Here is a 12,360-nt window from a genome sequence, read left to right as displayed (position 1 = left end):
CTGAACCTGGCGAACTGGCGCTCGTGGGTCGTGCTGGCGGTCGCCGGCGTGATGCTGTATCTCGAACGCGGCGGCAGCAGCGAGGAGTTCGAGTCCGAGAGTGAGGACGAACCGGTCGAAGTCGTCGTCGACTGAGACGGGGTGTAGCGAGGGACCGGTACGTGCCTGGCACGGCCGGAAATAATCTACAGCAGTCCGCCTGCGCGGAGTTTCGACGGCTCTTTTATCGCCGGTCGCTGTGTGCCGGTATGCTCAATTTTGTCACAACCAATCCCGGGAAAGTCCGGGAGGCGACCGAGTATCTCGACGACGACGTCCAGCAGTTCGACTTCGACTACCCGGAAGTGCAAGCCGACGACCTGCGAACGGTCGCGGCCGAGGGAGCGCGAGCAGCCTACCGCGCGGCTGACGGGCCGGTCATCGTCGACGATGCGGGGCTGTTCATCGACGCCTTCGATGGGTTCCCCGGCCCGTACTCCTCGTACGTCGAGGATACTGTCGGCGTGGAACGCGTCTGGCGCATGACCGAACCGGAGGACGACCGCGGTGCAGCGTTCAAAACGGTCATCGCCTATTGTGACGGCGAGGGCTTCGAAGCGACGCCGGACCCGGACGGTATCGACCGCGAGGACCGGCGTGGACAGGACCTGTCGGCTGACGACCGCGGCACGGCGACGACGGACGAGCAGGTCCACGACGGAAGCGCGGCCCAGAGCAGCGAGACAGTCCCGGTCAAACTGTTCGAGGGGCGCGTGAACGGCGAAATCGTCGCCCCGCGCGGCGAGGGCGGGTTCGGCTTCGACCCCATCTTCGAGCACGACGGAACGACGTTCGCGGAGATGAGCACCGAGCAGAAGAACGCGATCTCCCACCGCGGGCGGGCACTTGGGAAGTTCGCGGAGTGGTACGGTGAGCGGTAGCGACGTACCGGTCGTCGGGACCGGTGGCACCGCCTTGATAACCGGTGCGTCGGCGGGCATCGGTAGAGCGCTGGCACAGGAGTTCGCCGCACGCGGGCACGACGTGGTGCTGGTCGCCCGAAGCAAGGGGAAACTGGAGCGGCTGGCCGAGGACCTCGAAACGAGGGGAGTCACGGCGACCTCTGTCGTGATGGACCTCGACCGCCCGGCGGCCGCTGAAGAGCTGTACGAGGAGGTGACCGAGCGCGGTCTGGACATCGACGTGCTCGTCAACAACGTCGGTGTGGGGACCTACGGCCCGTTCGCCGAAAGCGACCTCGACGCGGAGCGAACGCAGTTGCGCCTGAACGTCATGCTCCCGGTCGAACTGACCCGGCTGTTCATTGACGAGTTCGACGATGGCGGCGCGGTTATCAACACGGGTTCAGTCGCCGGGTTCCAGCCGGGGCCGAACCTCGCTGGCTACTACGCGAGCAAAGCGTACATCAACAGCTTCAGCGAAGCACTGGCCGAGGAATTACGGAAGACATCGGTCGACGTGACGGTGGTCTGTCCCGGCCCGGTCGACACGGAGTTTCAGGAACGAGCGGGAATGAAGGACTCGACGGTCGGGTCGGTCGCCACGAACACACCCGATGCGGTCGCATCAGCGGCCTACGAGGGGGCCGCCGCCGGCGAGACTATCGTTATCCCGCGCCGGTCGATGCGGCTTATCGACCGATTGGTGAGGGTGACACCGCGCTGGGTCGTCCGGCGCGTTGCAGCGCTGGTCAATCAGGACCGGTAGAGAATCAGTTCCGAGACTGTCATTGGTTTCGCCGCCCATATCCACTCATGTCGATTTTTCATTGACTGATTCCTTTTCAATATCCGAGAATTGGACTCGAACCTTATTAAACACTGTAAGAAAAAGGTGCGTATGCTCACAGACCCCATCAGAAAATACAAAGCGGTGATACGTGGATCGCTTGATGTTTTTGGCGTCTCCGGTTCGGTCGAACGGAAGGTGCTCGCAGCCGTCGGTCTGCAGTTTGGCGCTTCGGTCGCGCTGGCAGTTGTCTCGCTTGTTGCCACCGGGACGGTCCGGTTCGTCGTCACTGGCGTGTTGCTCGCTGGCGCTATTGTCGCGTTCGCCAACACGGTGTTCATCACCCGCGAAGACTTCGTCGAACCCGTCACAGCGATGGCCGCGGGTGCGGACCACATCGCGTCCGGCGAACTCGATGTCGAACTGCCCGAGAGCGAGCGCGACGACGAGGTTGCCGAACTGCTCTCGTCGTTTCGGTCGATGCAGTCCTATCTGCTGACAGTGTCTCGGCAGGCCGACGCGCTCTCTCGGCAGGAGTTCGACGCCGATGTTCTCGATGAGGACGTGCCTGGGACGTTCGGACAGTCACTGGAGCAGATGGCCGCCAGTATGGACGAGTATACCACCGAACTCCAGACGATGACCAGCGACCTCGAACGGCGCTCGCAGGCACTCAACGACCTTGTTGTCGCCTTCGGTGACGCTGCCGAACAGGCGAAAGACGGGGACCTGACAGCCACTATCGACGAGGAGTTCGAGGCCGACGACGAGCAGTTTGACGCCGTCGTCGAGAACTACAACGACCTCGTGACGACGCTGGGAGAGACGGTCGCAACCGTCGCCGCGTTCGCAGAGGACGTCGACGAGACGAGCGACCACGTCACCCGGAGCGTCACGGAGATCAACGACGCGAGTGACGAGATCTCCCGGTCGATTCAGGAGATTTCGGCTGGAGCCAGTCAGCAGGCGTCGCGCCACGACGACGTCGCGTCCGAGATGAACACGCTATCTGCCACCGTCGAAGAGATCGCCGCGACCGCCGAAAACGCGGCCGACACCGCCGAGAAGGCGACACGGCGAGGCCGAGAGGGGCGTGCGGACGCCGAGCAGGCGATCGACGAACTCGACGAGATGGAGGCTCGTATCGACGACATCGCCGTTGCGGTCGAGAGTCTGGTCGACCAGATCAGCGAAATCGACGACATCGTGGAGGTCATCACGGACATCGCCGAGCAGACCAACATGCTCGCACTGAATGCCTCGATCGAGGCGGCCCGTGCGGACGGAAGCGGCGACGGATTCGCTGTCGTTGCCGACGAGGTGAAGACACTCGCAGAGGAGACCCACGATGCCGCGACGGATGTGTCGGACCGCATCGAAGCGGTCCAGCACGAGGCCAGCGAAACCGTCAGCAACGTGGAAGCGACAAACCAGCAGGTGACAGACAGTGCCGCGACTATCGAGTCTGCGCTCCGAGACTTCGAGGATATCGTCGACGTGCTCGGCGAAGTCAACGCCTCGATTCAGGAGATATCGGGTGCCACCGCCGAGCAGGCAGAGACCACGCAGGAAGTCGTCGATATGGTCGACGAGGTCGCGGCGGTGAGCGAACAGACCAACGAGGAGTCCGAGGCTGTCGCCGCTGCCACCGAGGAGCAAACAGCGACGATTACCGAAGTGACCACCGAAGTACAGGAGATGGCGGCCCAGACCGATGACCTGCGTGAGGTGCTTGCGGCGTTCGATATCGCCGAGGGCGCTGGACCATCGAGGACAGTCTCGACAGCCACGGTAACGACGGCTGACGACTAAGCAGGGCTACTTGCTACGCGCGTGGATCCCGGTCTGGACCGGGATACTCGCCGTTCTCGACAACGGGGTACAGTGATTCTGGGTCGAACAGGCGAGCGAAAGCGTCCGGCGGTCTGACACTCAGCGACATATGACGGTTGAGCGACGCGCTGGTCTGTGCGCTACGCAGGTCGTCCGCATAGGAAAGCAAGTGCTGTGCGCCGCCCCGGTAGGCCGAGGCCAGCGCGGGATGGTCGCCGGCAGGGTGATCTACGATGTCACAGTCGGGCTCAATTCGCGCCCGCCAGTCAGCCGCCAGGTCGTCGTCGGCGAGGTCGGCGATGACGGCGCTGGCATCGTCTAATAGGTGGTCACTCGCAACAAGCGTGACCCATGAGTGCCGACGGAGATGGTCGATGGCAGCACGTGCATCGCTGTCTGGTCCACACAGCAGGTCGGCAGCGAGGACGTCGGCATCAGCGACGACACGCGCCGGCGACGGCTCACGCATCGCTGTCGTCCTCCACCCGATGTTCGTCGAGCGCTGCACAGACAGCGTCGACCGTAGTCTGGTGGTCCGCCGCACGTTCAAACAGCGTCGCCCAGGTCATAGCAGGAGGCAGTGGCTGAACGGGCAAAAAGCCGTGCCGTCTGTCATCCGTCTGTCGCCTGTCTGACGGGCATTTATGCCTACCGGTAGCATTCCACCCGGTACGGGCGCGCTTCCACGGCCCCAGTGGATGTCGGTGACACTGCGTGCCATCCTATCCTCCCCAGGCGCGCCCGGACACCGCGATCCTCCCTTTCATATTCTACTCCCCCCGGCTTTCGTCAAAGACAGCTGGTACCGTCAGTCTGAGAGAAACTGCGACAGAGCGGGCCGGACTTCCAGAATCTCAGGCGGACGCGTCGCCCCGGAGCGTCGCTCGAATGTCGTCCAGCCCGCCGGGATCAGCCATGATCGCGACACTGTCGCCGGGTTCGATTTTAGTCTGTGGGAGCGGAATCGTCATCGGTTCGTGGTCCGTCCCGTGTGCGTAGATGTGAGCATCGCCGGGAAGGTCCACCTCAACGACCCGCTTTCCGACGAACGGCGAGTCGTCGGGAATGCGGATACTTGCGACCGAAAGCTGTTCGGTCAGGTCGGCGAGGACATTGAAGTCACCGCCCAGTAGTGCCGTCTTCGCACCAGCCGCGCCCAGTCGCTCGGGGTAGATTATCTCATCCACGTCAGCGGCGTACTTCTCGTAGATTTCCTCGCGGTAGTCGGCATCAATCCGCAGGACCGTCCGACAGCCGAACTCTTTGCCGATCATGCAGGCGGTGAAGTTCGTGTTCAGGTCGCCCGTGAGACCGCCGATAGCGTCCGCACTTTCGATACCGGCATCGACGAGGACGCTTTCCTCGTTGCCGTCGCCCTGGATCGTCTCGAACCCGGTTTCCGTGGCCCGTTCGACTTTCACAGGGTCGTTGTCGACGATAACGACTTCGTGCCCCTCGCTCTGTAGAATCCGTGCGGTCCGGATGCCGACGCGGCCATAGCCAACGATAACGAACTTCATGGACTACGGTACGACGGCCACCATTAAAAATGTGAACGGGTGACAGGGTGGCGCGGGTTAGCCTTCTGTCGTCGCGTTTTCTTCGGTCGCGTTGTCCGTTTCGTCAGTCTCGTCCGCTGGCGGCTCTTCGGTTTCGTTCGCTGGCGGTTCTTCGGTCTCGTTCACTGGCGGCTCCTCGGTCTCGTTTTCAGTCGGCTCCTCGGTTTCGTTCGCGGGTGGCTCTTCGGTCTCGTTCGCTGGTGGTTCTTCAGTCTCGTTCGCGGGTGGCTCCTCAGTTTCGTTTGCCGGCGGTTCTTCGGTCTCGTCCGCTGGCGGTTCTTCAGTCTCGTTCACTGGCGGCTCCTCGGTTTCGTTTGCGGGTGGCTCTTCGGTCTCGTTCGCTGGTGGTTCTTCAGTCTCGTTCGCGGGTGGCTCCTCAGTTTCGTTCGCCGGCGGTTCTTCGGTCTCGTCCGCTGGCGGCTCCTCGGTCTCGTTTTCGGTCGGCTCTTCAGGCGCGTCGATAGCAGACTCGATGGTGATCTCGGCGAACGCACCGTCGTCGCGCGTGAAGACGCTGTGGGTGTACGTATCTGGCTCGATATCAGTTGTGTCGACGGTGAACGTCACGTCCGTAGATTCGTTCGCGTCGAGGGTCACGGACTCGGAGGCGAGCGGCTGGCCGCCAAGTCGGAACTCGACGGTTTGTGTCGTGTTGAAGTCGTTTGGGTTGGCGACGGTTGCGTCAGCGGTGACGTTATCGCCGGCGGTGGCGTTTGTCGGCGCGTCAAGTGTCTCCAGCGTAAACGAGTCGGAGACGGTAACAGGGGCGACCTGCCCGTCGTCGCTGTTGAAGACACCGTGGCGGTAGTCACCGGGTTCGATGTCTGTCGTGTCCGCGGAGAACTGGACAGTCGTGCTCTCGTTAGGCGCAAGCGTGACCAGCGTCCGGTCGACGACAGCCCCGTCGAACCGGAACGCCACGGATTCAGTCACCGAGGCGTTCTCGTTGTTCGTGACCGTCGCGGCCACATCAGCAGTCGAGTTCGGGGCGACGCTCTGCGGTGCGGTCAGAGAGTCGACAGCGACCCCTGTGTTCCCAGATTGTTCTAACGGCGATTCCTGTTGCGCTGTCACGCCCGGTACAGCCCCAACCTGTGCGGTGAGGCCGGCGACGACGAGCAACGCAGCCAAAACGGCAAGTGTACGAGTGCGTGTCATGATTCGGTTCTGCGGTGATCGGAAGGCAATGCGAACGTTGCAACGAATGAGTAACAGATAAACTGGCGAGACAGTTCAACAGAACATAATAACCTGCTAAGCCGTTCCCCTGTTACATCCGGGTCGGTAACGTAAGGATGGCCGACACTTACCCAGTGGTAAATTGTTTTGCTGGTGATTAAACTCTCGGCAGAGAAGGGCACTAGACGGCCAGAGACAGCGGAAAGCAGCCGTTATTGCGATCAGTACGAATAGCTATGTCACCGCTAGACACACAAACACCCGTCCCAGCGACCCGACCGCACCAGACGATGAGTGCTACCATACCCGTAGCGCCGTCCTTTCGACACCGGTTTACCCGTCGACAGTAGAGGATGCGATGACCATGCGCGTGACGTTTCTCGGGACGAGTGGGGCCGTGCCGACGACCCAGCGCAACACGAGCAGCATCTTCGTCAACCGCGACGGCGACTACCTCCTCTTCGATTGCGGCGAGGGCACACAGCGACAGATGATGCGCTACGGCACTGGCTTCGCTATCGACCACCTGTTCGTCACGCATCTCCACGGCGACCACGTCCTCGGGATTCCGGGGCTGCTCCAGACGTGGGATTTCAACGAACGGGAGCGCGCCATCGCCATCCACACGCCGGCGGGCACACGCGGGAATATCAAACAGCTCATCCAGGCCAACGGGACGACCCCCTCGTTTCCCGTCCGCATCAACGAAGTGTCGGCCGGCGACGTAGTCCTCGACCGGTCGGAGTACGAGATTCGGGCAATCGAGACAGCCCACCGCTGTGCTAGCGTCGGATACGTCCTCGATGAGGACGACCGGAAGGGGAAGTTCGACCGGGAGAAAGCCGAAGAGGAGTTCGGTATCCCGCCAGGGCCGAAGTACTCCAAGCTCCACCGCGGTGAGGCCGTCGAACACGAGGGTGAGACTATCCAGCCGGAGGCCGTCGTCGGTCCAGCTCGTCCCGGCCGGCGATTCGTCTACACCGGCGACACGCTGCCGACAGAGAGCGTCATCGAAGCGAGCGAGGACGCAGACCTCCTCGTCCACGACGCTACCTTCGCCGAGGACCGGAAAGAGCGAGCGAAGGCGACGGCGCACTCAACCGCCCGGGAAGCCGCCGACGTGGCGCGGCAGGCCGGCGCGTCGACGCTGGCGCTGACCCATATTTCGACCCGCTACGCCGCGAGCGCCGACGAGCTAGTCGACGAAGCCCGGGACGCGTTCGACGGCGAGGTCGTGCTCGCCGAAGACGGGATGGAGCGCCGTATCGAGTTCCCGGACGCAGACGAGTACTGATGAGATAGTGCAGCATTTATTCCTCGAAGCGATAACGAAGCCATGACACACAGATTAGTTCACGTCGGTCTGGGGGGCCAGGGGTCCACCTGGGCGACAGACGCGATTCCGCCAAACATTCACGACGACCGAATCGAGGTCGTCGCCGCGGTCGACACCGACCCGGAACGACACGAGCTGGCAGAGCAAGAACTCGGACTGTCGCCCGAGGAGTGCTACACCGACCTCGAAACCGCGCTCTCGGAGCGGCCGGCCGACATCTGTTCTATCGTGACACCGCCGTCGACCCACGAGGCCGTGGTGGAGACGGCACTCGCCCACGACCTGCATATCATCTCGGAGAAGCCGATTGCCGACACGCTGGAGGCGTCGGTTCGCGTGGCCGAGAAGGTCGAGGAGGCCGGCAAGAAGATGGGCGTCACCATGAGCCACCGGTTCGACCGGGACAAGACGACGTTCCGCCGGGCCGTTGAGGAAGCCGGCGACATCGATTATCTGACGGCCCGGTACACGGGCAACGTCCGCGAACGCGGCTTCTACGCCGACTACGTCTACGAGATGGACAACATGCTCCTGCTCGACGGCGCAATCCACCACCTCGACATCCTCGCGTCGCTGGCCGATTCACCCTGCGAGCGGGTGTACGCCGAGACGTGGACGCCCGAGGAGGCCGACTACGACGGAGACTGCAGCGGCCTCGTGACGCTGCATTTCGCCGACGGGACCCGTGCACAGTACGAGGGCAGTTACGCCAACGCGACGACGCTGAACGGCTGGGGGCACGAGCAGTTCCGCGCCGAATGTTCGGACCAGACGGTCCTCCTCGACCGCCGCGATGTCGAGCGGTTCCACGCCGACGCGTACGACACCGGGAACTTCGAGAGCATCGGCAAGGGCGACGGCGAGGCGGTACCGCTGGCCGAACGGCCCCACTGGAAGAACGCCTGGCTCATCGAGCAGTTCTGTGACTGGGTCGACGGCGGCGAGCCGATGCCGACGAACGTCGACAGCGTCCTCCAGTCGATGGCTATCGTCTTCGCCGCCATCGAGAGCAGCGCGACCGGCGAGGCCGTCGACGTGCAGGCGCTGCTCGACGACGCCCGCTCGAACGCCTGAGACGCCCGTCCACCGGCGCTCTTAGGCCGATTCGCCCCTGAAGATGTCGCCACGGGGTTCGTACTCCATCTCTTCACAGACAGCGGCGGCCACGTCCGCGCCCCACTCGCGTTCGACGAGGTGGACAGCGAGGTCCAGCCCGGACGTGACGCCGCCACAGGTCAGAACGTCGTCGTCGTCGACGACCCGGGCGTCGACAACCGTCGCGTCGGTCGCCCGCAGGTCCTCGATTGCGCCGCCATGTGTCACCGCTGGCCGGCCATCGAGCAGGCCGGCCCGGGAGAGGACCATCCCGCCGGTACAGACACCGGCAACAGTCGCGCCGCGGTCGTGTGCCGCCGCGACGGCGTCGGGCAGGTCGCCGCGTTCGGTCTCCGTCCAGACGCCGGCCTCACTTCGGTCGTTCCACCCGCCGCCGGCCACGACGAGCAGGTCCGGGGCCACGTCGCCGAGCGGCCCGTCAGGTTCGATTCGGAGCCCATGGCTCGCAGTGACGATGTCACTCTCTCGGGCTGAACGGAGCGTCACATCCCACGACGCCCCAAAGCGCGCCGCGTTCTCGAACACCTCGTAGGGGCCGATGGCATCCAGTTCGTCGAACCCGTCGAAACAGGCGATTGCAACAGTGTCCATGCCCTCGATACGGCTGACGGCGAGAAATAGCCCGGTGGCTTCAAGCGACTCGGTACCATCCGACAGGCATCCGGAGTGTTCTTTGGGAGCGACGCCGAGCGAATAGGTATGTCCCACCCGTTTCACATCGTCGACGTATTCGCACAGGAGCGATACGCCGGGAACCAGCTCGCCGTCGTGACCGATGCCGGCGACCTCCACGAGGACGAAATGCAGGCCATCGCCGCCGAGATGGACTACTCCGAAACGACGTTTGTTACCGGCGAGCCGACCGACGGTGCGTGGCCGGTCCGCATCTTCACTCCGGCGGCCGAGATACCCTTCGCTGGCCACCCGACGCTCGGGACGGTCCAGGTCATCCGGGATCATCTGGCCGACGGAAATCCCGAAACGGTGACGCTGGACTTGCCTGTCGGCGAGGTCCCGGTCGAAGTGCGAGAGCGCGACGGCCGCGAGACCCTGTGGATGACACAGCAGGCCCCCGAGTTCGGCGAGCAGTTGGCCCACAAAGACCTCGCCGCCGTTCTCGGCCTGCCGGCTGACCGACTGGACCACGACTGGCCGGTCGAAATCGTCTCCACAGGGCTGGCGACGATTGTCGTCCCGGTGGCCGACCGCGACGCGCTGGAAGCCATCGACCTGGACCGCGACGCCTATGACGCCGTGACCGGCGACCGCGACGCAAAGAACGTTCTGGCGGTCTGCCGAGAGCCGCGGAGCGACGACAACGACCTCGCCGTCCGCGTGTTCGCACCGTTCTACAACGTGCCGGAAGACCCCGCGACTGGCTCCTCGAACGGCTGTCTGGCCGCGTATCTCGCCCGCCACGAGATGCTCGGCAGCCCTGCCGTCGAGGCCCGTGTCGAGCAGGGCTACGAGATGGGGCGACCGTCGCTGTTGCATCTCTCAACTGACGGCAGCGGCGAGGACATCAGCGTCCGAGTCGGCGGCAGCGTCGTCGCCGTCGCTCGTGGCGACCTGCTCTAAGTGGCCGTGACAGCCGGGTTTCCGGCACACTCATTTCGCCCCGTCCACAACGCCGCGGCATGGACCTCGCACACACCGCAATCTGCATCTCTGACCTCGACCGCACGATGGATTTCTACGAGGCGCTGGGCTTCGAGGAGACGAATCGGTTCACGCTAGACGGCGTGGAGAACGTCTATCTCGGCCGGGACGGCGACGGAGACTTGCAACTGCGCCACGACCCCGACCGAACCACCCCGGTCGCGCCGAACCGCGCCGACGTGGACCACATCGCGTTCACCGTCGACGATGTTGCGGAAACCTTCGAGACGGCCATCGACGCCGGCGCTGCCCCGGTGCTCGAACCGACTGAAGTCGACGCCGCCGACGCTTTCGCCGCCTTCGTCGAGGACCCCGAGGGGTACACGCTGGAGTTCTACCACTGGCTCTGAGTAGCGGCGTCCGTACGAACGAGCGGGTGATAGTCACCCGAACAGCGAGCGAGCGCGACTGCGCCACAGCGTTGCCGCCCGGACGGCGACGAGTCGAGCCGATGTGGACACGGCAACGAGGAAGCCGCCGAAACCGACGAGACATGTCACGGCGGCCACGCTGGCAACGACAATCGAGGAGAGGCCAGCCCTCGTGAGTCCGGCGACTGAGCCGGTCGTGAGTACAAACGAGACGCCGAGGCCGACGGTGAGGGCTGTTGCTACCTTGGGTTCGATCGGAATCCGTCCAAAGACAGACCGGGAGTAGTAAAGGACGTACCCGAAGATGACTAAATTCATCACGGCGTATCCGGCGGCCCCGGCGACGGCTCCGAACTCCGCACCGAATATCGCTGGGACTGGAACGCTGAACACCAGTCCATAAAGCTTCGTGCGGAAGCTCACGCTCGGTTTCCCGACACCCTCGATGGCGTGTGAGGTGAGCGTCCAGAAGCCGCGGAGAATGTTCACGCCCCCGACAAGCAAAACGGTCGCCGAGAAGACGGTCTCCGAACCGGCGAAGGCGATTCGCGCAACCACATCGTGGGCGGCCAGCAAGTAGCCGAAAACGACGAAAGTGACACCCGTGCCGCCGGTGACCGCGCCGTCGAGATAGGCGAGGTGCGTGTCGCCAACAGAGGAGTCCCCGCTGACCTTCGTAAGCAGCGGGGAGGAGAGATGCCAGGAAATCGTCGCGCCGAAGTCAGCAAACCGGTCAGCGGCCTCGTAGATACCGACGGCCGCCGGGGTCGCGACGACACCCAGCACGTACACCGGCATGTTGTACGATAGGCGGTCGAAAATCTGGTCCGGGATGCTCCACTTGGCGAAGTCCCAGGCGCGCTCGACAGCGTGTCGGTCCGGTAGGGTCGGGACGACACCCAGCGCGACGGCGACAGGACCGAGCACCGCCAGCCGAACTCCGGCGACGACAAGCAGCAAGTCCACAGCCGTCGCCAGTGTCGGGGCCAGCGCCAGCAGGATGATGAGCTGAATAGCGCTCTGCGTACTGGTGAGCCATGTCTCCACGCTCGGGTAGCCGATGGCACCGACCAGGCTCGACACAATCATCGACAGCGCGACCGAAACCGCAAACAGGCCGATGGGGGCGAGCAGCCCCGGCGAAACCACCGTATTTCGGACGATTACGCCGGCCAGTGCGGCCACGATTACACCGACGATGAGGAGATATCCGAGGGCAAACAGCGCGGCGAGGCCGAGATACGGGCCGACGAGTTCGCCCCGTTCGCTGCCGACCTTCTTCAGCGCCTGGCTGATACCCCGAATCGGACGCAGGACCAGCGAGACAGAGAGGGCGATAAAAAAATACGTCCCGGTCGCTGCAGGCGACGTGACGAACGCGTAGACGATGCCGCTGAGAACGAACAGCGTCGTTGATACCAGTGCCCCACTGGTTGTCCGAATCGAGGAATCCAGCAGGTCTATCTCGTCACCGTCGCGCTGTTCGACCATCGAGCAAGTATCAGTACTGGGGGCGGGAAAACGGTGCGGTGGTTCGATGGCGAGAGACACACCAATGTGCCAGAAGCGGGCGCTCCTC

The 12,360-nt window shown here is 63.8% G+C and carries 12 protein-coding genes; 7 read left to right on the top strand and 5 right to left on the bottom strand.

Translation table 11 applies throughout. The annotated features are described in order from the left end of the window. Positions 1–248: 248 nt before the first annotated feature. From G9463_RS15305 to G9463_RS15295, 3 genes are all read left to right on the top strand, one after another. Positions 249–920 (top strand): non-canonical purine NTP pyrophosphatase, encoded by a 672-nt coding sequence (locus G9463_RS15305; RefSeq protein WP_165897183.1) that lies wholly within the window; start codon positions 249–251, stop codon positions 918–920. Then, a complete protein-coding gene (locus tag G9463_RS15300) occupies positions 910–1,707 on the top strand; it encodes an SDR family oxidoreductase (RefSeq protein ID WP_165897182.1) in 798 nt (265 codons plus the stop codon). Before G9463_RS15305 ends, G9463_RS15300 begins: the two co-directional genes overlap by 11 nt. 132 nt (positions 1,708–1,839) lie before the next feature. After that, positions 1,840–3,540, top strand: a complete 1,701-nt coding sequence (locus G9463_RS15295; RefSeq protein WP_165897181.1) for a methyl-accepting chemotaxis protein — start codon at positions 1,840–1,842, stop codon at positions 3,538–3,540. Between the two features lie 13 nt (positions 3,541–3,553). On the opposite strand, the gene G9463_RS15290 is transcribed toward G9463_RS15295, so the two are convergent. From G9463_RS15290 to G9463_RS15280, 3 genes are all read right to left on the bottom strand, one after another. Continuing rightward, positions 3,554–4,030 (bottom strand): hypothetical protein, encoded by a 477-nt coding sequence (locus tag G9463_RS15290; protein WP_165897180.1) that lies wholly within the window; start codon positions 4,028–4,030, stop codon positions 3,554–3,556. Positions 4,031–4,415: 385 nt separating this feature from the next. After that, positions 4,416–5,081, bottom strand: coding sequence for a TrkA family potassium uptake protein (locus tag G9463_RS15285; protein WP_004959408.1), 666 nt, complete (start codon positions 5,079–5,081; stop codon positions 4,416–4,418). Positions 5,082–5,138: 57 nt separating this feature from the next. Continuing rightward, positions 5,139–6,278, bottom strand: a complete 1,140-nt coding sequence (locus tag G9463_RS15280) for a hypothetical protein (protein WP_165897179.1) — start codon at positions 6,276–6,278, stop codon at positions 5,139–5,141. 379 nt (positions 6,279–6,657) lie between these two features. On the opposite strand from G9463_RS15280, the gene rnz reads away from it, so the two are divergent. Together rnz and G9463_RS15270 are read left to right on the top strand one after the other, a co-directional pair. Beyond that, on the top strand, positions 6,658–7,593 hold the full coding sequence (gene rnz / locus G9463_RS15275) for a ribonuclease Z (RefSeq protein WP_165897178.1): 936 nt from the start codon (positions 6,658–6,660) through the stop codon (positions 7,591–7,593). A gap of 42 nt (positions 7,594–7,635) precedes the next feature. After that, entirely contained in the window at positions 7,636–8,709 is a 1,074-nt protein-coding gene (locus G9463_RS15270) for a Gfo/Idh/MocA family protein (RefSeq protein WP_165897177.1), read from the top strand. 21 nt (positions 8,710–8,730) lie between these two features. Here the strand turns inward: G9463_RS15270 and G9463_RS15265 are convergent, their stop codons facing one another. After that, complete coding sequence (locus G9463_RS15265) at positions 8,731–9,459, bottom strand: DJ-1/PfpI family protein (protein ID WP_165897176.1); 729 nt, start codon at positions 9,457–9,459, stop codon at positions 8,731–8,733. Here G9463_RS15265 and G9463_RS15260 point away from each other — a divergent pair. Further along, positions 9,451–10,329 carry a PhzF family phenazine biosynthesis protein gene (locus G9463_RS15260; RefSeq protein WP_165897175.1) on the top strand — a complete coding sequence of 293 codons (879 nt, stop codon included), beginning with the start codon at positions 9,451–9,453 and terminating at the stop codon, positions 10,327–10,329. The two genes, G9463_RS15265 and G9463_RS15260, sit on opposite strands and share 9 nt — an antisense overlap. 59 nt (positions 10,330–10,388) lie before the next feature. Next, entirely contained in the window at positions 10,389–10,760 is a 372-nt protein-coding gene (locus tag G9463_RS15255; RefSeq protein ID WP_165897174.1) for a VOC family protein, read from the top strand. 33 nt (positions 10,761–10,793) lie between these two features. On the opposite strand, the gene G9463_RS15250 is transcribed toward G9463_RS15255, so the two are convergent. After that, a complete protein-coding gene (locus G9463_RS15250; protein WP_165897173.1) occupies positions 10,794–12,272 on the bottom strand; it encodes a transporter in 1,479 nt (492 codons plus the stop codon). Positions 12,273–12,360 lie beyond the last annotated feature (88 nt).

Origin of the sequence: Haloarcula sp. JP-Z28 (assembly GCF_011440255.1) — an archaeon.
Classification (GTDB): domain Archaea; phylum Halobacteriota; class Halobacteria; order Halobacteriales; family Haloarculaceae; genus Haloarcula; species Haloarcula marismortui.
This window is presented reverse-complemented; position numbering and strand designations above follow the sequence as displayed.